This window comes from Burkholderia sp. EMB26 (assembly GCF_024730645.1).
GTDB lineage: Bacteria > Pseudomonadota > Gammaproteobacteria > Burkholderiales > Burkholderiaceae > Burkholderia > Burkholderia cenocepacia.
Window position 1 is genome coordinate 129036 of record NZ_CP078070.1, and the last position, 20816, is coordinate 149851.

Below are 20816 nucleotides of genomic sequence, written 5' to 3' on the forward strand. Positions count from 1 at the left end.
GGATTTCGCGCATCCTCTTACACCACACTGCCGGGCTCGCACCGGCGCACGAACCCACCATGGCAAGCACGACTCTCGGCGTCAAAGTCGACGACCTTCTCCGCTCGCGCCTCAAGGACGCCGCCGCGCGTCTCGAGCGCACTCCCCACTGGCTGATCAAGCAGGCGATCTTCGCGTATCTCGAGCGGATCGAGCACGGCCAGTTGCCGCCCGAGCTGTCGGGCCACAGCGGCGTGACGGAGCTCGCCGACGGTCAGGCCGCGGACGGCGACGACGACAACTCGCCGCATCCGTTCCTCGAGTTCGCGCAGAACGTGCAGCCGCAATCGGTGCTGCGCGCGGCGATCACGGCCGCGTACCGCCGTCCGGAACCGGAGTGCGTGCCGTTCCTGCTCGGCCAGGCGCGCTTGCCCGCGAACCTGCAGGCGGACGTGCAGGCGCTCGCGACGAAGCTGGTCGAGGCGCTGCGCGAGAAGAGCTCGGGCGGCGGCGTCGAAGGGCTGATCCACGAGTTTTCGCTGTCGAGCCAGGAAGGCGTCGCGCTGATGTGCCTCGCCGAAGCGCTGCTGCGCATTCCCGACCGTGCGACGCGCGACGCGCTGATCCGCGACAAGATCAGCAAGGGCGACTGGCGCTCGCACGTCGGCCATGCGCCGTCGCTGTTCGTGAACGCGGCGACCTGGGGGCTGATGATCACCGGCAAGCTCGTGACGACCAACAGCGAAGCGGGCCTGTCGTCGGCGCTCACGCGCCTGATCGGCCGCGGCGGCGAGCCGCTGATCCGCAAGGGCGTCGACATGGCGATGCGCCTGATGGGCGAGCAGTTCGTCACCGGCGAAACGATTTCCGAAGCGCTCGCGAACAGCCGCAAGTACGAAGCGCGCGGCTTCCGCTACTCGTACGACATGCTCGGCGAAGCGGCGACCACCGAAGAGGACGCGCAGCGCTACTACGCGTCGTACGAACAGGCGATCCACGCGATCGGCAAGGCGGCCGGCGGCCGCGGCATCTACGAAGGCCCGGGCATCTCGATCAAGCTGTCGGCACTGCATGCGCGCTACTCGCGCTCGCAGCAGGACCGCACGATGAGCGAGCTGCTGCCGCGCGTGCGCGCGCTCGCGCTGCTCGCGCGCCGCTACGACATCGGCCTGAACATCGATGCGGAAGAAGCCGACCGTCTCGAACTGTCGCTCGACCTGCTCGAGGCGCTGTGCTTCGATCCGGAGCTCGCCGGCTGGAACGGCATCGGTTTCGTCGTGCAGGGCTACCAGAAGCGCTGCCCGTTCGTGATCGACTACCTGATCGATCTCGCGCGCCGCAGCCGTCATCGCCTGATGATCCGCCTCGTGAAGGGCGCGTACTGGGATACCGAGATCAAGCGGGCGCAGGTCGACGGCCTCGAAGGCTATCCGGTCTACACGCGCAAGATCTACACCGACGTGTCGTACCTCGCGTGCGCGAAGAAGCTGCTCGCCGCGCCGGACGCCGTGTACCCGCAGTTCGCGACGCACAACGCGTACACGCTGGCCGCGATCTACCAGCTCGCGGGCCAGAACTACTACCCGGGCCAGTACGAATTCCAGTGCCTGCACGGGATGGGCGAGCCGCTGTACGAGGAAGTCACCGGTCGCGACAAGCTGAACCGCCCGTGCCGCGTGTACGCGCCGGTCGGCACGCACGAGACGCTGCTCGCGTACCTCGTGCGCCGTCTGCTGGAAAACGGCGCGAACACGTCGTTCGTGAACCGCATCGCCGATAAGACCGTGTCGGTGAAGGAGCTCGTTGCCGATCCGGTCGACGAAGCGTCGAAGGTCGTGCCGCTCGGCGCGCCGCACGCGAAGATCCCGCTGCCGCGCAACCTGTATGGCGACGAGCGTCCCAACTCGATGGGCCTCGACCTGTCGAACGAACACCGTCTCGCGTCGCTGTCGTCCGCGCTGCTCGCGAGCGCGCACCACCCGTGGCGCGCGGCGCCGATGCTCGCCGACGACGCGCTCGCCGATGCGCCGGCGCGCGACGTGCGCAACCCGGCCGACCAGCGCGACGTGGTCGGCACGGTGAGCGAAGCGACGTCCGAACACGTGAGCGCGGCGCTCGCGCACGCGGTGGCCGCCGCGCCGATCTGGCAGGCGACGCCGGTCGACGCGCGCGCCGATTGCCTGGTGCGCGCCGCCGACCTGCTCGAAGCGCAGATGCACACGCTGATGGGCCTGATCGTGCGCGAAGCCGGCAAGTCGCTGCCGAACGCGATCGCCGAGATCCGCGAAGCGGTCGACTTCCTGCGCTACTACGCGGCGCAGATCCGCGGCGAGTTCTCGAACGACACGCACCGCCCGCTCGGCCCCGTGGTCTGTATCAGCCCGTGGAACTTCCCGCTCGCGATCTTCATGGGCCAGGTCGCCGCGGCGCTCGCCGCCGGCAACACGGTGCTCGCGAAGCCGGCCGAACAGACGCCGCTGATCGCCGCGCAAGCCGTGCGCCTGCTGCGCGAGGCCGGCGTGCCGGCCGGCGCGGTGCAACTGCTGCCGGGCACCGGCGAGACCGTCGGTGCGGCGCTGGTCGCCGATGCGCGCACGCGTGCGGTGATGTTCACCGGTTCGACCGAAGTCGCACGCCTGATCAACAAGACGCTGTCCGCGCGCCTCGACCCGGACGGCAAGCCGATTCCGCTGATCGCGGAAACGGGCGGCCAGAACGCGATGATCGTCGATTCGTCGGCGCTCGCGGAGCAGGTCGTCGCGGACGTGATGCAGTCGTCGTTCGACTCGGCCGGTCAACGGTGTTCGGCGCTGCGCGTTCTGTGTCTGCAGGACGACGTCGCGGACCGCACGCTGACGATGTTGAAGGGCGCGATGCACGAGCTGGCGCTCGGCAACCCGGACCGGCTGTCGACCGACGTCGGCCCGGTGATCGACGCCGAGGCGAAGCAGACGATCGACACGCACGTCGCGGCGATGAAGGACAAGGGCCACACGGTCACGCAATTGCCGATGCCCGACGCATGCGCGCACGGCACGTTCGTGCCGCCGACGCTGATCGAGATCGGCAGCATCGACGAGTTGAAGCGTGAAGTGTTCGGCCCCGTGCTGCACGTGGTGCGCTACCGCCGCAGCCAGCTCGACAAGCTGCTCGAGCAGATCCGCGCGACCGGCTACGGGCTGACGCTCGGCATCCACACGCGGATCGACGAGACGATCGCGCACGTGATCTCGAATGCGCACGTGGGCAACATCTACGTGAACCGCAACGTGATCGGCGCGGTGGTCGGCGTGCAGCCGTTCGGCGGCGAAGGGCTGTCGGGCACGGGCCCGAAGGCCGGTGGCGCGCTGTACCTGCAGCGCCTGCTCGCGACGCGTCCGTCGGGGCTGCCGCGCGCGCTCGCGCAGTCGCTGGTGGCGGACGGCGCGACCGAAAGCGATGCGCGCGGCAATCCGGCGGCGGCGCTCACGACGCTGCGCGACTGGCTGATCGAGCAGCGCGAGCCGGCGCTGGCCGCGCGTTGCGACGGCTACCTCGCACAGGTGCCGGCCGGCGCGACCGCGGTGCTGACCGGGCCGACGGGCGAGCGAAACACGTATACACTCGGCCCGCGCGGCACGGTGCTGTGTGTCGCGGCCACGCCGGGCGGCGCGCGTGCGCAGTTCGCGGCGGTGCTCGCGACCGGCAACCGCGCACTGTTCGCCGGCGCGGCGGGCGAGGCGCTGGTCGCCGCGCTGCCGGCGTCGCTGAAGGCGCACGCGGCGGTGCGCAAGCAGGCCGACGCGCCGTTCGACGCGGTGCTGTTCGAAGGCGACAGCGACGAACTGCAGACGCTCGTGAAGGACGTCGCGCAGCGGCCGGGCCCGATCGTGTCGGTGCAGGGCGTGTCGGCGGGCGCGTTCGAGAACGGCGACGCGGAAGACTACGCGCTCGAGCGGCTGTTGACGGAACGCTCGGTGAGCGTGAACACGGCCGCGGCGGGCGGCAATGCGAATTTGATGACGATCGGCTGATCATCCTTGCCGTTCGGATCAAACAAAGGAAGCGGCAAGGCGATCCCGAAGCCGCTCCATTTACCCTGGTACCAAGGAGATGCTATGCAACACACGATGAAAAAGGTGGCAGGCGCGACGTTCGTCGCGGTCATGTCGCTGGCGGGGACGGCCCATGCGGATGACGTGAAGATCGGTTACGCAGGGCCGATGACGGGCGCGCAGGCGCACTACGGCAAGGATATGCAGAACGGGATCGTGCTCGCGCTGGAAGACTTCAACGCGACGAACCCGAAGATCGGCGGCAAGCCGGTGAAGTTCGTGCTGAGCACGCAGGACGACCAGGCTGACCCGCGTACGGGCACGACGGTCGCGCAGAAGCTGGTCGACGACGGCATCAAGGGCATGCTCGGCCACTTCAACTCGGGCACGACGATTCCGGCTTCGCGTATCTACGCGAACGCGGGCATTCCGGAAATCGCGATGGCGACGGCGCCGGAATACACGCAGCAAGGCTACAAGACGACCTTCCGCATGATGACGTCCGACACGCAGCAGGGCTCGGTGGCCGGCACGTTCGCGTCGAAGGATCTCGGCATGAAGAAGATCGCGATCGTCGACGACCGCACGGCCTACGGCCAGGGTCTCGCCGACCAGTTCGAGAAGGCCGCGAAGGCCGGCGGCGCGACGATCGTCGACCGCGAATTCACGAACGACAAGGCCGTCGACTTCAAGGCGATTCTCACGAAGCTGAAGGCGGCGAAGCCGGACCTCGTCTACTACGGCGGCGCGGATTCGCAGGCAGCGCCGATGGTCAAGCAGATGAAGGCGCTGGGCTTCAACGCACCGCTGATGAGCGGCGAAATGGTGAAGACGCCGACGTTCCTGAAGATCGCGGGCAACGCGGCCGACGGCACGATCGCTTCGCTGGCCGGCCTCCCGCTGGAAGAAATGCCGGGCGGCAAGACCTACGCCGACAAGTACAAGAAGCGTTTCGGCGAAGACGTGCAGACGTACTCGCCGTACGCGTACGACGGCGCGATGGCGATGCTGAACGCGATGAAGAAGGCCGATTCGACCGATCCGGCGAAGTACCTGCCGGTGCTCGCGAAGACCGACATGGCCGGCGTCACGTCGACGCACGTCGCGTATGACGCGAAGGGCGACCTGAAGAACGGCGGCATCACGATGTACAAGGTCGAGAAGGGCGAGTGGAAGCCGCTGAAGAGCATCGGCGGCAAGTAAGCAGCTTGATGTGATGTGACGCGCGGGCGGCGGTGTAACGCGTCGCCCCGCGCCTCATGCGAAAAAGCCACCGGACCCGATGGGGCCGGTGGCTTTTTCTTTGGTGGGACACGGCCGACAGGACATAGGAGTCTTGCCGGCAGTGGTGCAACAGGGGCGCCGCATGCGGACGTCGATACCGCATCACCGTGATGGCGGCCGGATGACGTTACTTGCCGTCGCAGCACTTGTTAGGGCAATCGGGCAGGAAGGAAATTTCCACACGCCGCCCATTGTCGATGTCGCCATGCGAATAGACGCGGGCGCTCTTCTTGATGGTTCCGCGTAAAAAACCGAGTTGCTCCAGCAGCGCATACGCGGTTTGCAATCTTGATTGCGCAAGGGCCAGTGCTTCCGGTTCACTTTCCTCGGCATGGCCGCTGATCAGCGTTGTTTCCTTGGTCAGGTGATTCGCGTAATTGAGTTTTTGGTCGATTGTCCATTTTGCAATGCGGACGATTTCGGCGTTCGATATGTGCGAGCTATCTCTCGAAAAGTAGATGTCGAGATTCTCGCTGGCGATGCAGGCGAATACCGGGCTGGAAGTGAGAAGGCCTAGGCAAAGAATAAACTTAAGCATTGTAAATGACGTATCCTGCAATACTGTCGGCATTGTTGATTGCTTGGTTCGGATTCTCGGCTCCAAACGTCAGACATTCCTCAATGAAATATCTATGATCCCTGGTTCCCATTGTGTCATCAAAATGACTCGCCTCATGAATCAAAGTGGAAACTATGGAATCTTTTTCCCATGAGAAGTCTCGCATTGTACAAAAATCGGGATGTATTGCGATCGTATGAGTTGCGGTATCCGGCGAACATACTGATGCCGCGACTCCCGATTTGTTTGGATTTGGAACGCATCCAATATGTTTGAATCGCTCGCTATCCCATCGCGTGAAATTGTATCCCGTGAGTGTCTTTAGCACGCGGACGATTGCAGTCAGGCCTGTTAATAGTGTTGTGCGAGTGCCTTCGTCAGTTCTGCCGAACCACTGTAATACGCGTGCCTTATCGGCGTTGGACCAGCGCTGCAAATCCATGATTCTTTTGTCGATGAGGGAAACGGCTCGATCGCGTTTACTCAATACCATTTCCCGGAATTCCTTGTTTGTCATGTTGTGACATATTCTCTCGGTATTGATCGTCACCTCCACCATCGACCCGGGATTGGTATTGGTGGCTGCACCTGAGTGTACGAGGAACCATTCTCCGCCGTCATTCACATCAAAATCTTTCATTTTTTCAATGTTCCATCGTATAGATTTTCAACGTTGCCGAGGCGTCGGTGGCGATTCGATGTGTTTGCCCGGCCGTGTCCGTGGTGCCCGTGAAAATTTGCCCGGCGTCGGTAACGATTCGGTAGCGGATGTTCGCGAGCGGGCGGCGGGAGTCATCGAGCAAGGTGAATTGCTCGTCGTGTACGACAAATGACCGCTTGGCTGCATCAGGTTGGCGCCCAGTCAGCGTCGCAGTCTCTCCTGCGGTAAAAGTCATTCGCATGCCGCGTTCAGCGTAGAAGACCGGCGGTGGGTTGCATCCGCAGACATTGATATCTCCGCTCAATGCCCATTGTTTGCCGTTCGGGCCGGTACCTGGCCAGCGCGGCCCTTGCGGTGCGATGTACCCTTCACGCTTGCAGGTCGAACAGTAGGTCTTCATATCCAGCGTGGCGATATGAACCCTCGGCGGCGGATCGGAACAGGTCACAGTGTCGAGGCCTTCGACAATCACCGCTTCCCTGGCGCGGTCGCCTTTGGCAAGAAAGTAGCGAATCATGGGCGCTACCTCAGCGGGGCACGGACGAGCGGGTGACGACGCTAAATACGACGGACGACGCGATGCCTTGTCGCTCGGGGCTATCGGTGATCGTGTCGCCGTTATCGAGTTCGCTGCCAACGAATGCCAGCGGCGCGAAGTCGGGCCCGTCGGCCAAACCCAGACCACTCGTAATGCGTGCGGTTGAACCGTCCAGATAGTGGATCAGGTCGCCCACCGTGCCAGCCTTGCCCAAGTGCGGCGCTACTTCCCAAGTGCCGGACGGCTCGCGCAATGCACCGCCACGCGCTGTTGTCGCACCACGTACCGCCAATCTGTAAGCAGGCGGCGCGGGCGGTGGTACATAGGCCGGGTCGAATAGGCCCGCAACGCGTTGCCCATCCCGCACGTGAATGCCCCACGAGGTACGCAGAGTTTCGGTAATGCGGTCACCGTTGCTCAACCGGCTACCGACCAACGCGAACGGCTTGCCTCTGCTATGGTTGCTTCCCGCGCCGTCGATAATCGGGGCCTCGCTGCCGTCGTCATAAGTCACTACGTCGCCGACGCAAGCGACTTCCAATCCAGCCAGGGTCAGGCCGCTGGTTGCGGTGGTGACGCGTCCTCCGCGTTCTGTGAGTGCGCCAACGGTGGCGAAAAGATGAGTCGGTGCGTTGAGTTCGTTTTTCATCCGGCTTCCCTGTTTCAGTAAATGGAATGGCTGCCTGGAGACGCTATTCCAGATACGAAACGTCGATCAATCGGACGAATATGATTCAGAGCGGATAACGTCTATTACTTGTTCCGTTCCGCCTGGTGCATTGGGCGCGTGCGCGAACGCGTTGGGTCAGGTACCTCGGATAAGCAACAATGCCGTATCCCGCTTTTGGGTTCGCACTGGAGTATGAGGGCGCGGTTTACAAGTGCGCCGACTCAATCCCGGATACTCAGTCCCCCCGCACCCGCAGCAGAAACTTCTGCAACTTGCCGGTCGGCGTGCGCGGCAGCGCCTGCGCGAACGTGAACTCGCGCGGGATCTTGTACGCGGCAAGCCGCTCGCCGCAGAACGTGCGCAGCGCATCCGCATCGCGCACCGCGTTCGCCCGCATCACGACGTGCGCGACGACCGTCTCGCCCCAGTCCGGATGCGGGACGCCGACGACGGCCGCCTCGGCGATGTCCGGATGCGCGCCGAGCACGTCCTCCACTTCCTTCGAATAGACGTTCTCGCCACCGGTGACGATCATGTCCTTCAGCCGGTCGACGATGAACAGGTAGCCATCCTGATCGATCCGCGCGACGTCGCCGGTGCGGTACCAGCCGTCCGGCGCGAACGCGGCGCGCGTCGCGGCCGCGTCGTCGAGATAGCCGAGCATCATGCTGTCGGCCTTCAGCCAGATCTCGCCGGTCTCGCCCGGCCGCGCATCGACGCCGTCCATCCGCACGACCCGCAGGTCGACGCCCGGGCCGCCCTGGCGGCCGATGGAACCGGCCTTCGCGATCTGCTCGTCCGGATACAGCGTCGTGCCGGCCGGCCCCGTTTCCGTCATCCCGTACACCTGGAAGAACGCGTGGCTGCGATACGCTTGCGCGAGCCGTTCGGCCTGCGCGGCGCCGATCGGGCCGCCGCCGTACAGCCACGCGCGCACGCTCGACAGGTCGAATGCCGCGAAGCCGTCGATCGTGTCGAGCGGCAGCGTGTACGACACCGGCGCGCCGAAATACAGCGTCACGCGCTCGCGCTCGAGGGTCTGCAGGAAGCGCAGCGGATGGTATTCGCGCAGCAGCACGACGGTGCCGCCCGCGACCAGCGTGCCGCCGAACCAGTTGTTCAGCGGCGACGAATGCCAGATCGGCATCGCCATCAGCGTGCGTTCGTTGCGGCCGATCCCGATGGCGAGCGCCGCCTGCATCGCCGCGAGCGTCACCGTGCGATGGCTGTGCACGCAACCCTTCGGACGGCCGGTCGTGCCGGACGTGTAGAGAATCTGCGCGATGTCGTCATCGGCCGGCTCGATGCCCGCGAGGCCGTCCATCGTCGCGCACATCGTGTCGAAGTTCGGCACGCCGTCGAGCTCGCCCTCCGTCACGAGCCGCCGCGCCGGATGCACGAGGCGCTCGACCACCGGCGCGAGCGCTACGTCGAACAGCAGCGCGGTGCTGCCGCTGTGCTCGAGCACGTAGTCGACTTCCGGCGCCTGCAGCTTGTGGTTGATCGGCACGAACGCCGCGCCGAGCCGCCACGCGCCGAACATCAGGTCGACGAAGGCCGGCGTGTTGAAGCACATCGCGGCGACGCGGTCGCCGGCCGCGACGCCGAGCGCGCTCAGCACGGCCGCCGCGCGGTGCGAACGCGCGCGCGCGGCCGCATACGTGATCGTCGCGGATTCGCTGACGAGAAACGGCTTGTCGGGCGTCGCACGGGCGGCGCGGTCGAGGGCGGCGACGAGGTTCATCGAGGCTCCGGGGCGGGCGAACGAACGCGCGTTCGGGTGAACGGGCCGGCGTCAGGCCGGGTACGCGCGCTGCAGCAGCGCGGCGACGTCGATCGCGTGCGGATCGAAGCCGCCCGCGATGCGGCCCCAGTCGGGCGCGGCGAGCCGCGTCGCGACGAACGCGTCGGCGACGGCCGCCGGCGCATCGCGGCGCAGCAGGCACGCCTGCGCGACGAGCGCGAGCCGCTGCGCGAACACGCGGCCCGACGCTTCGAGCGTGTCGGCCGGGGCGGCGAGCATCGCGCGCAATCCGTCGAGCGCCGCGCGGATGCGCGGTTCGCCCGCGCCGAGGTCGGCCAGTTCGTCGAACAGCGCGGCGGTCGCGTCGGGCTCGCGCGATACGGCGCGCAGCACGTCGAGGCACATCACGTTGCCCGAGCCTTCCCAGATCGAGTTGACGGGCGCCTCGCGGAACAGGCGCGCGATCGGGCCGTCGTCGACGTAGCCGTTGCCGCCGAACACTTCCATCACCTCGCCGGTCAGCTCGACCGCGCGCTTGCAGACCCAGAATTTCGCGGCGGGCGTGACGATCCGCTTCCATGCGCGTTCGCGCGGCGAGTCGTCGCGTTCGAACGCGTCGGCGAGCCGCATCGCGAGCGACAGCGCCGCCTCGCTCTCCAGCGCGAGATCGGCGAGCACGGTGCGCATCAGCGGCTGCTCGGCGAGCGCGCGGCCGAACGCATGGCGCTGGCGCGTGTACGCGATCGCCTGCACGACGCCCTGGCGCAGCATCGCCGCGCTGCCGAGCACGCAGTTCAGCCGCGTGTAGGTGGCCATCTCGATGATGGTGGGAATGCCGCGGCCTTCGTCGCCGAGCATGATGCCCCACGCGTCGTTCAGCTCGATCTCGCTGCTCGAATTGCTGCGGTTGCCGACCTTGTTCTTCAGCCGCTGGATCTCGACCGCGTTCTTCGTGCCGTCCGGGCGCCAGCGCGGCACGTAGAAGCACGACGGGCTGCCGGCCTCGGTGCGCGCGACGACGAGGTGCGCGTCGCACATCGGCGCGGAGAAGAACCACTTGTGGCCGCGCAGCCGGTATTCGCCGCCGCGCCCGCCCGCGCCGACCGGCGTCGCGAGCGTGGTGTTCGCCCGCACGTCGGAGCCGCCCTGTTTCTCGGTCATGCCCATGCCGAACCAGATCGCGCGCTTGTCGGCGACCGGCACGTCGCGCGCATCGTAGGCGTCGCTGTAGAGCTTGTCGCGCAGCAGGTCCCACAGCGCCGGCTCCTTCTGCAGCACGGGGATCGCGGCCTGCGTCATCGTCGCGGGGCACAGCGTGCCGGCCTCGATCTGGCCGTGCAGGTAGAAGCCGGCGGCCGTCGCGGCCCAGCGGCCGCGGCGTGCATCGCGGAATGCGAGCGACACGAAGCCTTCGTGGCGATACTGGCCGAGCAGCGCGTGCCACGCCGGGTGGAAGTCGACGCGGTCGATGCGCCGGCCGCGCCGGTCGAACGTGTTCAGCTCCGGCGTGTGGCGGTTCGCTTCGTCGGCGAGCCGCGCGGTGTCGGCGCTGCCGAGCCGCGCACCGTACGCATCGAGCTGCGGCACGGCCCAGTCGGCGCCCGCCCGGGCGAGCGCGTCGCGCAGCGCGAGATCCGTCGCGAAGAGATTATAGTCGACGAGTTCGTCGAACTGGTTCGTGACGGCGTGGGTCGAGTCGGTCATCGCGGTTGTCTCCGGTCTCAGGCTTCGCGGTCAGCCGGCGTGATGCCGCACGGCGCGCGCTTCGGCGCGGGTTCCGGCTTCCGGTAAAACGTATTCCCTGCTGAATTCAGAGTAGCAAATATGCCGCCGCGACATGTTCAGGTTCCGGCGCCGCCCGGCTCGCCGGCGGCGCAACCCGCGCCCGCGTTGCGTCGCCGGCCGCGCCAGTCGCGCGCGCAGGCGAGTTCCGACGCGCTGCAGCAGGCGTTCGTTCAGCTTTTGCTCGAACGCGGCTACGCGAAGGCGACGATCCGCGAGATCGCGGCCGTCGCGGGCGTCAGCATCGGCACCTTCTACGAATATTTCGGCGACAAGCAGAGCCTCGCGGCGCTCTGCATCCACCGCCGCGTGCTGGCGCTGGCCGACCGGCTGCGCGACGCCGTGCAGCGGCTGCGCGGTGCGCCGCGGGCCGAACTCGCCGCCGCGCTGGTCGATCTTCAGGTCGAGACGATCGCCGCCGACGCGGCGCTGTGGGGCGCGCTGTTCGTGCTGGAGCGCCAGGTGTCGCCGCTGGCCGCGTATCGCCGGCATTACGACGCCTATGTCGCGCTGTGGCGCGACGCGCTCGCCCACGCGGCCGATCCGCCGCCGGCCGCGCGGCTCGACGGGCTCGCGCGGATGGCTCACACGATCTGCTACGGCGGGCTGTCGCAGGCGCTGCTGACGCTCGGGCCCGCGCTCGATTTCGCCGCGCAACGCCGCGAACTGCGGGCCGTGCTGCTCGCGTATCTCGCGGCGGCGCACGCGTAGCGTTACCGTAGGGGAAATGCCTGATTTGCATATCGGGTGCCGAGGCCAGCCTTCCCGCTGGCTGCTTCTCACCGAGAGCCATGAGAAAAATGCATGGCCGCCATGACGAACTTTCGATTGTCCGCCGATATTGGCTCGGGCTAAATCATGCGGCGGATGCAGGCCCGCACATGCCGCGCGGCCCGCCCGAAGGACATCAGGAGGAGAAGTCATGCGAAGCGCCACCGCGCCCCGTTCGAAACTGCCCGACGTCGGGACGACGATCTTCACGGTGATCGGCCAACTGGCCGCTCAACACAACGCGCTGAACCTGTCGCAGGGCGCACCGAATTTCGCGCCCGATCCGGCGCTCGTCGAAGGCGTCGCGCGTGCGATGCGCGACGGTCACAACCAGTACGCGCCGATGGCCGGCGTGATCGCGCTGCGCGAGCGGCTCGCCGAGAAGACCGAGGCGCTGTACGGCGCGCGCTACGACCCGGCGACCGAGATCACGGTGATCGCGAGCGCGAGCGAGGGGCTTTACGCGGCGATCAGCGCGCTCGTGCATCCGGGCGACGAGGTGATCTACTTCGAGCCGTCGTTCGACAGCTACGCGCCGATCGTGCGGCTGCAGGGCGCGACGCCGGTCGCGATCAAGCTGTCGCCCGAGCATTTCCGCGTGGACTGGGACGAGGTGGCCGCGGCCATCACGCCGCGCACGCGGATGATCATCGTCAACACGCCGCACAATCCGACCGCAACGGTGTTCTCCGCCGACGATCTCGAACGCCTCGCGCGGCTCACGCGCGATACGGGCATCGTGGTGCTGTCCGACGAAGTGTACGAACACGTCGTGTTCGACGGCGCGCAGCACCAAAGCGTCGCGCGCCATCGCGAGCTGGCCGAGCGCAGCGTGATCGTGTCGTCGTTCGGCAAGTCGTTCCACGTGACCGGCTGGCGGGTCGGCCATTGCCTCGCGCCGGCCGAGCTGATGGACGAGATCCGCAAGGTGCACCAGTTCATGGTGTTTTCGGCCGACACGCCGATGCAGGTCGCGTTCGCGGAAATCCTCGCGCGGCCGGACAGCTATCTCGGCCTGTCGGCGTTCTACCAGGCCAAGCGCGACCTGCTCGCGCGTGAGCTGGCCGATTCGCGTTTCGAGCTGCTGCCGAGCGAAGGCTCGTTCTTCATGCTCGCGCGCTTTCGCCACTTCTCGGACGAAAGCGATGGCGATTTCGTGCTGCGCCTGATCCGCGACGCGCGCGTCGCGACGATTCCGCTGTCGGCGTTCTATACCGACGGCACCGACGCCGGCGTGATCCGGCTCAGTTTTTCGAAGGACGACGCGACGCTGGTCGAAGGCGCGCGGCGGCTGCGTTCGCTGTAAGACAACCGGCGACGGGCACGTCGCACCGACCAGACACAGGAGATCACGATGAAACACACGGCCACCCTGAAACTCGCGTTCGCACTCGCGTGCGCCATCGGCTCCGGCGCGGCGCTCGCCGATGCGCCGACGCTGCGCTTCGGCCTCGAAGCGCAATATCCGCCGTTCGAATCGAAGGCGCCGAACGGCGACCTGCAGGGCTTCGACATCGACGTCGGCAACGCCGTCTGCCAGACGGCGAAGCTGTCGTGCAAATGGGTCGAGACGTCGTTCGACGGGCTGATCCCGGCGCTGAAGGGCCGCAAGTTCGACGCGATCAACTCGGCGATGAACGCGACCGAGCAGCGGCGCCAGGCGATCGACTTCACGACCATCATCTATCGCGTGCCGACCCAGCTGATCGCGCGTACCGGCAGCGGGCTGCTGCCGACGCCCGAATCGCTGAAGGGCAAGCGCGTGGGCGTGCTGCAGGCGTCGATCCAGGAAACCTTCGCGAAGGCGCACTGGGAGCCGGCCGGCGTCGCGATCGTCGCGTACCAGGACCAGAACCAGGCGTATGCGGATCTGGTCGCGGGCCGCCTCGACGCGACGCTCGTGCTCGCGCCGTCCGGCCAGCGCGGCTTCCTGTCGCGCCCGGACGGCAAGGGCTTCTCGTTCGTCGGCCAGCCGGTGCACGACGACAAGATCCTCGGCAGCGGCATCGCGTTCGGCCTGCGCAAGGGCGACGGTGCGCTGAAGGCGAAGCTCGACGCGGCGATCGACAAGCTGAAGGCGGACGGCACGGTGAAGTCGCTCGGCCTCAAGTATTTCGGCGATATCGACATCTCGACGAAGTAAGCGGGGCCGCGCACGATGCCGACCCCGAACCCGACCGTCGCGGGCCGCGCACCGGACGGCAGGCCGTTGCCGGACGACGCCGTCGATGCGGTGCTCGCCGCCGAACTGGGCGACGCGCTCGTCACGCGCGCGGCCGATATCGATCCACGTTACTTCACCGCGTACAACGAGCCGGCCGGCGTGCGGCCGCGTGCGCTGGTGCGCCCGCGCAGCGTCGACGACGTGTCGCGCGCGCTCGCGCTGTGCATGCGGCTCGGCCAGCCGGTCGTGCCGCAAGGCGGGCTGACCGGGCTCGCGCGCGGGGCGGTCGCGCTGGGCGGCGAGGTCGTGCTGTCGATGGAGCGCTTCGCGGGCATCGAGGCGCTCGACGCGGCGGCCGGCACGATCACCGTGCGCGCGGGCACGCCGCTGCAGACCGTGCAGGACGCCGCGGAAGCGGCGGGCTTCACGTTCGGCGTCGATCTCGGCGCGCGCGGCTCGTGCCAGATCGGCGGCATGCTCGCGACCAATGCGGGCGGCACGCGTGCGATCCGCTACGGAATGATGCGCGAGCAGGTGCTGGGGCTCGAAGCGGTGCTCGCGGACGGCACGGTCGTGTCGTCGATGAACCGGATGCTGAAGAACAACGCGGGCTACGACCTGAAGCAGCTGTTCATCGGCAGCGAAGGGACGCTCGGCGTCGTCACGCGCGCGGTGCTGCGGCTGCATCCGTTGCTCGCGGCGCCGGCCACGGCGCTCTGCCGCGTGCGCGACTACGACGCGGTGGTCGCGCTGTGGAACCGCGTGCGCACGCTGCCGGAAGTCGTCAGCTTCGAGGCGATGTGGCCGGCGTTCTACGATTACGTCGCGCGGCATACGCCCGGTGTGTCGGCGCCGTTCGTCGGCGACGGCGGTTTCGTGGTGTTGATCGAATGCGCGACGAGCGCGCCGGGCGGCGATGCGCATCATGCGCTCGAAACGGCGCTCGCCGCGGGGTTCGATGCAGCGCTCGTCGACGATGCGGTACTCGCGACTTCCGGGCGGCAGGCGCGCGATTTGTGGACGCTGCGCGAAGGCCTCGCGATCGATGCGCTGCCCCATCTCGTCAACTTCGACGTGAGTTTGCCGACCGGCGAACTCGGCGCGTTCGCCGAGCGCTGCGAGGCGGCGTTGCGGACGCGCTGGCCGGCGCTCACGTGCCTGTTCTTCGGCCATGTCGGCGACGGCAACGTGCATATCGGCGTGTCGCTGGCCGCGATGACCGACGCGGACGCCGATGCGCTCGATCTCTGCGTGTATGCGGTGGTGCGGGACATGGGCGGTTCGGTGTCGGCCGAGCACGGGATCGGCGTGCTCAAGCGTCCTTATCTCGCGCACACGCGCAGCGACGCGGAAATCGGGCTGATGCGACGCCTGAAGGCCGCGCTGGACCCGCGCGGCATCCTCAATCCGGGCAAGGTCCTTTGACGCGGCCGCCGCCCGTTGCCGACCCGCATCGGGCGGCGCGACGCGTCAGCCGTCCACCCAGCGCAGCGCGCCGATCTTCAGGTGCTCGACGACGCTGCGCGCCCAGTCGAGTTCCGCATTGAGCAGCACGAGCGCATGCTCGTTCTGCAGCAGGAACAGGCGCGGCACCTGATCGGCCTGCGCGGTCGCGCGCAGCGCTTCCAGCCGCTCGCGTTCGGCGTCGAGCCGGGCGATGCGCAACTCGAGCTGGTGGCGTGCGTCCTCGGCATCGAGCAGCGGCAGGAACGCGAGGCCGGCGCCGAATGCCGGAAATTCGCGCGCGGGCTCCGCGAGCAGCGCGTGCAGCCACGCCTGCCCGGCCGTGTGCCCGGCTTCGGTCAGCGCATACAGCGTGCGCTCAGGAAACGCGCCGTCGCGCTCGGTGTCGTGCACGGCGATCAGCCCGTCGCGCAGCAGCCGGTCGATCGTCTGGTAGAGGCTCGTGCGCTGCCGCACGTTGACGACTTCGTCGTATCCGCGGGCCTTCAGTTGCTGCAGCATCCCGTACGGATGCATCGGCGTTTCGGTGAGCGTCGCGAGGACGGCCAGCGCGAGCGGGGACGGGCGGCTCGTAGACATGAATAGTTAAGATATATCTAGTAAGAATATAACTATTCTCTTTCAGACTATCAGGTTTGACAAGGATTTCAGCCGAGGTGCGAGCGCTTCGCGGCCGGCGCGACGGTTTCCATCGTCGCGAGGCCATGCACGATCCCGCAATCCTCGACCGAATGCTCGCCGACGCATTGGCGCCGCAATTCGGTGAGCTGGTCGCGCAACTGCGTGAGTTCCGCGAGGCGCGCATCGACGTGTCCGATGTGATCGTCGAGCAGCGAATTGATCGAATCGCAGCGGTCGGCCGGCGTGTCGGTGAGCCGCAGCAGTGCGCGGATCTCGTCGTGCGCCATGTCGAGCGCGCGGCAGTTGCGGATGAAGCGCAGCCGTTCGACGTGCACGTCGGTGTAGTTGCGGTAGTTCGAATCGGTGCGCTCCGCGTCCGGCATCAGACCCTCTTTCTCGTAGAAACGGATCGTCTCGGGCGTGCAGCGGGCCGCTTTGGCCAGTTCGCCAATCTTCATGCCTTTCTCCCGTGTAAGGGTTGACCTTGTAGTGGCTTCAGGGTGTTAACTCTACACCGTCAAGCCACAAAGGAGGTTGTCATGACCGACGCCAAGCGTCCCCACGACCCACGACACCGTCATGCCGGCGGCGCCGACGCGTGCTGCGCCGAGGCGCGCGACACGCAGACGGCGACCGTTGCCGACGCGGCGCCGGCGGCCGGCGAGCGCGCGCACGGCCATGAACACGATCATGGGCACCATCACGCCGCGCATGGCGAGGCCGGTCATGACCACGATCACGGCCATGCGGGCGACGACCAGCATGTGCACGGCGCGACGTGTTCGCACGACCACGCCGCGCATGACCATGCCGGTCACGACCACGACCACGACCACGACCACGACCACGACCACGACCACGCGGCCGGCGACTGCTGCGCGCCCGCCGCGCTGACGCTCGCGCCGCTGCCGGTCGCGCGGGCGACCGCGTCGGGCCACGTGCGCTCCGCGTTCCGGATCATGCAGATGGACTGCCCGACCGAGGAAACGCTGATTCGCAAGAAGCTCGGCGGGATGAGCGAAGTGTCGGCGCTCGAATTCAACCTGATGCAGCGGATGCTGACCGTCGAGCACGCGCCCGGCGCGCAGCCGGCGATCGAAAGCGCGATCCGCACGCTCGGGATGACGCCGGAGGCCGCGACGGCCGGCGCCCCGGCGGCGCGCGTCGCCGACGCGCCCGCGAAGCCGTGGTGGCCGCTCGCGCTCGCCGGCGTCGCCGCGATCGCGTCCGAAGGCGCGACCTGGGCCGGGCTGCCGGTGTGGCTGTCGGCGGCGCTCGCGCTCGCCGCGGTGCTCGCATGCGGGCTCACCACGTACAAGAAGGGCTGGATCGCGATCCGCAACGGCAACCTGAACATCAACGCGCTGATGAGCATCGCGGTGACGGGCGCGATGGCGATCGGCCAGTGGCCGGAAGCCGCGATGGTGATGGTGCTGTTCACGATCGCGGAACTGATCGAGGCGAAGTCGCTCGACCGCGCGCGCAACGCGATCCAGGGGCTGACGCAGCTCGCGCCGGACACCGCGACCGTGCAGCAGGCCGACGGCGCGTGGCGCACGATCGAGGCCGCGCAGGTCGCGCTCGGCGCGGTCGTGCGCGTGAAGCCGGGCGAACGGATCGGGCTGGACGGCGAAGTCGTCGCGGGCCGCTCGACGGTCAACCAGGCGCCGATCACCGGCGAGAGCCTGCCCGTCGAAAAGGCGAGCGGCGACGCCGTGTACGCGGGCACGATCAACGAATCGGGTTCGTTCGACTACCGCGTCACGGCCGTCGCGGCGAACTCGACGCTCGCGCGGATCATCCACGCGGTCGAGGAAGCGCAGGGCGCGAAGGCGCCGACGCAGCGCTTCGTCGACCAGTTCGCCCGCGTCTACACGCCGATCGTGTTCGCGGTCGCGCTACTGGTCGCGGTGGTGCCGCCGCTCGTGATGGGCGGCGCGTGGCACGACTGGATCTACCGAGCGCTGGTGCTGCTCGTGATCGCGTGCCCGTGCGCGCTGGTGATCTCGACGCCGGTGACGATCGTGTCGGGGCTCGCGGCCGCCGCGCGGCGCGGGATTCTCGTGAAGGGCGGCGTCTATCTGGAAGAAGGGCGCAAGCTCGCGTGGCTCGCGCTCGACAAGACCGGCACGATCACGCACGGCAAGCCGGCGCAGACCGACTTCGACGTGCATGCGGACGACGCCGATGCGGCGCGCGTGCGGCACCTCGGCGCGAGCCTCGCGGCGCGCTCCGACCACCCGGTGTCGCAGGCGATCGCCGCCGCGGCGCGCGACGCCGGCACGACGGCATTCGCCGACGTGCAGGACTTCGAAGCGATCGTCGGGCGCGGCGTGCGCGGCACGATCGACGGCACGCGCTACTGGCTCGGCAACCATCGGCTCGTCGAGGAACTCGAACGCTGCTCGACGGCGCTCGAGGCGAAGCTCGACGCGCTGGAGCGGCAGGGCAAGAGCGTCGTCGTGCTGGTCGACGAAACGCGCGTGCTCGGCCTCTTCGCGGTGGCCGACACGATCAAGGACACGAGCCGCGACGCGATCGCCGACCTGCATGCGCTCGGCATCCGCACCGCGATGCTGACGGGCGACAACCCGCATACCGCGCAGGCGATCGCGCAGCAGGCCGGCATCGACGACGCGCGCGGCAACCAGTTGCCGGAAGACAAGCTCGCGGCGGTCGAGGAACTGTCGGCGGGCGGCGCGGGTGCGGTCGGGATGGTCGGCGACGGGATCAACGATGCGCCGGCGCTCGCGCGCGCCGACATCGGCTTCGCGATGGGCGCGATGGGCACCGACACGGCGATCGAGACGGCCGACGTCGCGCTGATGGACGACGACCTGCGCAAGATTCCCGCGTTCGTGCGGCTGTCGCGCGCGACGCATCGCGTGCTGGTGCAGAACATCGGCTTCGCGCTCGGCGTGAAGGTCGTGTTCCTCGGTCTCACGGTCGCGGGGCTCGGCACGATGTGGATGGCGGTCTTCGCCGATGCGGGCGCGAGCCTGATCGTCGTGGCCAACGGCTTGCGGCTGCTGTCGTCCTCCGGGGCGTTCGGCGGCGCCCGGGCCCAGCGTTGAGGAGCGGACGATGAGCTTTCTGAAACGGATTCTCGGCGGCCACGGCGGCGGTCATGGCAGCGGGCACGGCAACGGCGGAAACGGGGGGCACGGTGGCGGGCATCACGGCGGGTCGCGCCAGGGCGGCCATGGTGGCCACGATGCGCGCGGCCGCGATCGCCACGGCTGGGGCTGGCAGGCGCCGGCCGATGCGGCGAACGGTGGTCGGGGCGGGAATCTGGCGCTGAGCCAGCTCGCCTGCGCCGGTTGCGGCGCACTCAACGCAGCCGATGCACGCTTCTGCGCGCAATGCGGCACGGCGCAACGCGGCAAGGCTTGCAGCCGCTGCCATGCGGCGCTGGCGGCCGACGCGCGGTTTTGCCCCGGCTGCGGGACGCCGGCGGCTTAAGGATCTCCGCGAATTCGTCTCGGTTCGTCAAGATACACGGCTGCGCGGCACACCCGTCGCTCAGCGCAACGGCAGGTGAATTTCGGTGCGCAGATCGGCCGGCGCCGTGTCCATCGGCGTATTGAGGTACAGCTCGAACGGCGGCGCGTCGGCGGCTTCGCGGCCCGAATGACGCAGCCAGTCGCCGTAGAGCCACTGGTAGGCCGTCTTCAGGTCCGCATACGGCCCCGTATGCAGCAGCACCGCGTATTCGCCGCCCGCGATCGTCGCGCGCTCGACCGGCGGCACGGGCGCCACGTCCGGCGCGCCGTCGGCCGGCATCAGGCAGGCCTTCGCGCGCAACTGCGCTTCGGGCGTCGTGTCCGGATCGTCGTAGAAGATCCCGATCATCTTCGCGCCCGGGCCGATCAGCCCGTGCTGCCCGGCCCACGCGCCGATGCGCCCGAACGCGTCGCCCACCTTCATATACGCACCGGTGTGCGCCACCGCGTAGCCGCGCAGTGCCGGCAGACGCCGGATCTCGACCTCGTGCTTGAACATGTCTTCCTCTCCTCGCTGTAGTGGATAAATCGGCCGGTGGCTGCCGGTGCGCCGGTGCTGCGCGGGCAGCACGCCGTACGTGTCGCGAAACGCCCGCGCGAACGCGTGAGTCGACCCGTAGCCGGCCCGCCGCGCGATCTCGTCGAGCGGCCGCGTGGTGCAGACCAGATCCTCGGACGCCCGCACGATCCGCATCCGCCGCACCGTCAGCACGATCGACTCGCCGTACAGCGCGCGATAGACGCGCTGCCAGTGATACGGCGACAGGCACGCGACTTCGGCGAGCCGGTTCAGGTCGAGCGGGCCGTCGAGATGCGTGCTGATGTACGCGTGAACGCGCGCCACGCTCGCCGCGTAGCGGGCCCACGCGGGCGGCTCGGGATTGGTTTCGGTGGGGTCATCGACGTGTCCGGGGCAAGCACCGACGCCACGGTAGCATGGCCCGAATGGATAAATCTTGCGGAAATGCGGGACCCCGAATCATCGATCCCTTTTTAATTTCGACGAAATGGGGTCTTGCCCCTCCGGGATCTATGACTAAAG

Annotated in this window: 19 protein-coding genes; 8 read left to right on the forward strand and 11 right to left on the reverse strand. The window is 67.8% G+C overall.

Going from position 1 to position 20816, the window contains the following annotated elements; all coding sequences use genetic code 11:
* Positions 1-59 precede the first annotated feature (59 nt).
* Both putA and KU887_RS00595 read left to right on the forward strand, forming a co-directional pair.
* A complete protein-coding gene (gene putA, locus KU887_RS00590) occupies positions 60-3992 on the forward strand; it encodes a trifunctional transcriptional regulator/proline dehydrogenase/L-glutamate gamma-semialdehyde dehydrogenase (protein WP_060263576.1) in 3933 nt (1310 codons plus the stop codon).
* An 84-nt stretch (positions 3993-4076) separates the two neighbouring features.
* Positions 4077-5216 carry a branched-chain amino acid ABC transporter substrate-binding protein gene (locus KU887_RS00595; RefSeq protein ID WP_006482201.1) on the forward strand — a complete coding sequence of 380 codons (1140 nt, stop codon included), beginning with the start codon at positions 4077-4079 and terminating at the stop codon, positions 5214-5216.
* Between the two features lie 208 nt (positions 5217-5424).
* Here the strand turns inward: KU887_RS00595 and KU887_RS00600 are convergent, their stop codons facing one another.
* From KU887_RS00600 to KU887_RS00625, 6 genes are all read right to left on the reverse strand, one after another.
* Entirely contained in the window at positions 5425-5835 is a 411-nt protein-coding gene (locus KU887_RS00600) for a hypothetical protein (protein WP_258251893.1), read from the reverse strand.
* Complete coding sequence (locus KU887_RS00605) at positions 5828-6496, reverse strand: M35 family metallo-endopeptidase (RefSeq protein ID WP_077021590.1); 669 nt, start codon at positions 6494-6496, stop codon at positions 5828-5830. The genes KU887_RS00600 and KU887_RS00605 overlap by 8 nt, the downstream gene beginning before the upstream one ends.
* Before the next feature lie 4 nt (positions 6497-6500).
* The gene (locus KU887_RS00610; RefSeq protein WP_077021589.1) at positions 6501-7034 is read right to left on the reverse strand and encodes a hypothetical protein; all 534 of its coding nucleotides are present in this window, start codon (positions 7032-7034) and stop codon (positions 6501-6503) included.
* 10 nt (positions 7035-7044) lie between these two features.
* Positions 7045-7704, reverse strand: a complete 660-nt coding sequence (locus tag KU887_RS00615) for a PAAR domain-containing protein (protein WP_058902022.1) — start codon at positions 7702-7704, stop codon at positions 7045-7047.
* A 256-nt stretch (positions 7705-7960) separates the two neighbouring features.
* Positions 7961-9469: an AMP-binding protein gene (locus KU887_RS00620; RefSeq protein ID WP_258251898.1), complete on the reverse strand. Its 1509-nt coding sequence runs from the start codon at positions 9467-9469 to the stop codon at positions 7961-7963.
* A gap of 51 nt (positions 9470-9520) precedes the next feature.
* Positions 9521-11173 (reverse strand): acyl-CoA dehydrogenase family protein, encoded by a 1653-nt coding sequence (locus KU887_RS00625; protein ID WP_034201156.1) that lies wholly within the window; start codon positions 11171-11173, stop codon positions 9521-9523.
* A 120-nt stretch (positions 11174-11293) separates the two neighbouring features.
* Here KU887_RS00625 and KU887_RS00630 point away from each other — a divergent pair, with 120 nt between their 5' ends.
* The 4 genes from KU887_RS00630 to KU887_RS00645 all read left to right on the forward strand — a co-directional run bounded on the left by KU887_RS00630 (position 11294) and on the right by KU887_RS00645 (position 15611).
* Positions 11294-11962, forward strand: coding sequence for a TetR/AcrR family transcriptional regulator (locus KU887_RS00630; protein WP_006488476.1), 669 nt, complete (start codon positions 11294-11296; stop codon positions 11960-11962).
* Between the two features lie 211 nt (positions 11963-12173).
* Positions 12174-13328 carry a pyridoxal phosphate-dependent aminotransferase gene (locus tag KU887_RS00635; protein WP_006488473.1) on the forward strand — a complete coding sequence of 385 codons (1155 nt, stop codon included), beginning with the start codon at positions 12174-12176 and terminating at the stop codon, positions 13326-13328.
* 48 nt (positions 13329-13376) lie between these two features.
* A complete protein-coding gene (locus KU887_RS00640; RefSeq protein WP_258251907.1) occupies positions 13377-14165 on the forward strand; it encodes an ABC transporter substrate-binding protein in 789 nt (262 codons plus the stop codon).
* Between the two features lie 15 nt (positions 14166-14180).
* The gene (locus KU887_RS00645; protein ID WP_258251909.1) at positions 14181-15611 is read left to right on the forward strand and encodes an FAD-binding oxidoreductase; all 1431 of its coding nucleotides are present in this window, start codon (positions 14181-14183) and stop codon (positions 15609-15611) included.
* Between the two features lie 45 nt (positions 15612-15656).
* Here KU887_RS00645 and KU887_RS00650 read toward each other — a convergent pair whose 3' ends face one another.
* From KU887_RS00650 to KU887_RS34635, 4 genes are all read right to left on the reverse strand, one after another.
* Positions 15657-16229: a PadR family transcriptional regulator gene (locus tag KU887_RS00650; protein WP_006490876.1), complete on the reverse strand. Its 573-nt coding sequence runs from the start codon at positions 16227-16229 to the stop codon at positions 15657-15659.
* A 68-nt stretch (positions 16230-16297) separates the two neighbouring features.
* Positions 16298-16729, reverse strand: a complete 432-nt coding sequence (gene cadR, locus KU887_RS00655) for a Cd(II)/Pb(II)-responsive transcriptional regulator (RefSeq protein WP_006490878.1) — start codon at positions 16727-16729, stop codon at positions 16298-16300.
* A gap of 51 nt (positions 16730-16780) precedes the next feature.
* Positions 16781-17131, reverse strand: a complete 351-nt coding sequence (locus KU887_RS34630) for a hypothetical protein (protein WP_258251923.1) — start codon at positions 17129-17131, stop codon at positions 16781-16783.
* Positions 17086-17232, reverse strand: coding sequence for a hypothetical protein (locus KU887_RS34635; protein ID WP_258251924.1), 147 nt, complete (start codon positions 17230-17232; stop codon positions 17086-17088). Before KU887_RS34635 ends, KU887_RS34630 begins: the two co-directional genes overlap by 46 nt.
* A gap of 4 nt (positions 17233-17236) precedes the next feature.
* On the opposite strand from KU887_RS34635, the gene KU887_RS00670 reads away from it, so the two are divergent.
* Both KU887_RS00670 and KU887_RS00675 read left to right on the forward strand, forming a co-directional pair.
* Positions 17237-19345: a heavy metal translocating P-type ATPase gene (locus KU887_RS00670; RefSeq protein WP_258251926.1), complete on the forward strand. Its 2109-nt coding sequence runs from the start codon at positions 17237-17239 to the stop codon at positions 19343-19345.
* Between the two features lie 10 nt (positions 19346-19355).
* A complete protein-coding gene (locus KU887_RS00675) occupies positions 19356-19733 on the forward strand; it encodes a zinc ribbon domain-containing protein (RefSeq protein ID WP_069353211.1) in 378 nt (125 codons plus the stop codon).
* 60 nt (positions 19734-19793) lie between these two features.
* On the opposite strand, the gene KU887_RS00680 is transcribed toward KU887_RS00675, so the two are convergent.
* Positions 19794-20618: a GyrI-like domain-containing protein gene (locus tag KU887_RS00680; protein WP_241308661.1), complete on the reverse strand. Its 825-nt coding sequence runs from the start codon at positions 20616-20618 to the stop codon at positions 19794-19796.
* Positions 20619-20816 lie beyond the last annotated feature (198 nt).

What these genes read in the sequence shown, in the direction of transcription:
- putA (WP_060263576.1), top strand. Translation starts at nt 60, where the DNA reads ATGGCAAGCACGACTCTCGGCGTCAAAGTCGACGACCTTCTCCGCTCG.
- KU887_RS00595 (WP_006482201.1), top strand. Translation starts at nt 4,077, where the DNA reads ATGCAACACACGATGAAAAAGGTGGCAGGCGCGACGTTCGTCGCGGTC.
- KU887_RS00600 (WP_258251893.1), bottom strand. Translation starts at nt 5,835, where the DNA reads ATGCTTAAGTTTATTCTTTGCCTAGGCCTTCTCACTTCCAGCCCGGTA.
- KU887_RS00605 (WP_077021590.1), bottom strand. Translation starts at nt 6,496, where the DNA reads ATGAAAGATTTTGATGTGAATGACGGCGGAGAATGGTTCCTCGTACAC.
- KU887_RS00610 (WP_077021589.1), bottom strand. Translation starts at nt 7,034, where the DNA reads ATGATTCGCTACTTTCTTGCCAAAGGCGACCGCGCCAGGGAAGCGGTG.
- KU887_RS00615 (WP_058902022.1), bottom strand. Translation starts at nt 7,704, where the DNA reads ATGAAAAACGAACTCAACGCACCGACTCATCTTTTCGCCACCGTTGGC.
- KU887_RS00620 (WP_258251898.1), bottom strand. Translation starts at nt 9,469, where the DNA reads ATGAACCTCGTCGCCGCCCTCGACCGCGCCGCCCGTGCGACGCCCGAC.
- KU887_RS00625 (WP_034201156.1), bottom strand. Translation starts at nt 11,173, where the DNA reads ATGACCGACTCGACCCACGCCGTCACGAACCAGTTCGACGAACTCGTC.
- KU887_RS00630 (WP_006488476.1), top strand. Translation starts at nt 11,294, where the DNA reads ATGCCGCCGCGACATGTTCAGGTTCCGGCGCCGCCCGGCTCGCCGGCG.
- KU887_RS00635 (WP_006488473.1), top strand. Translation starts at nt 12,174, where the DNA reads ATGCGAAGCGCCACCGCGCCCCGTTCGAAACTGCCCGACGTCGGGACG.
- KU887_RS00640 (WP_258251907.1), top strand. Translation starts at nt 13,377, where the DNA reads ATGAAACACACGGCCACCCTGAAACTCGCGTTCGCACTCGCGTGCGCC.
- KU887_RS00645 (WP_258251909.1), top strand. Translation starts at nt 14,181, where the DNA reads ATGCCGACCCCGAACCCGACCGTCGCGGGCCGCGCACCGGACGGCAGG.
- KU887_RS00650 (WP_006490876.1), bottom strand. Translation starts at nt 16,229, where the DNA reads ATGTCTACGAGCCGCCCGTCCCCGCTCGCGCTGGCCGTCCTCGCGACG.
- cadR (WP_006490878.1), bottom strand. Translation starts at nt 16,729, where the DNA reads ATGAAGATTGGCGAACTGGCCAAAGCGGCCCGCTGCACGCCCGAGACG.
- KU887_RS34635 (WP_258251924.1), bottom strand. Translation starts at nt 17,232, where the DNA reads ATGATCCGGAACGCGGAGCGCACGTGGCCCGACGCGGTCGCCCGCGCG.
- KU887_RS00670 (WP_258251926.1), top strand. Translation starts at nt 17,237, where the DNA reads ATGGACTGCCCGACCGAGGAAACGCTGATTCGCAAGAAGCTCGGCGGG.
- KU887_RS00675 (WP_069353211.1), top strand. Translation starts at nt 19,356, where the DNA reads ATGAGCTTTCTGAAACGGATTCTCGGCGGCCACGGCGGCGGTCATGGC.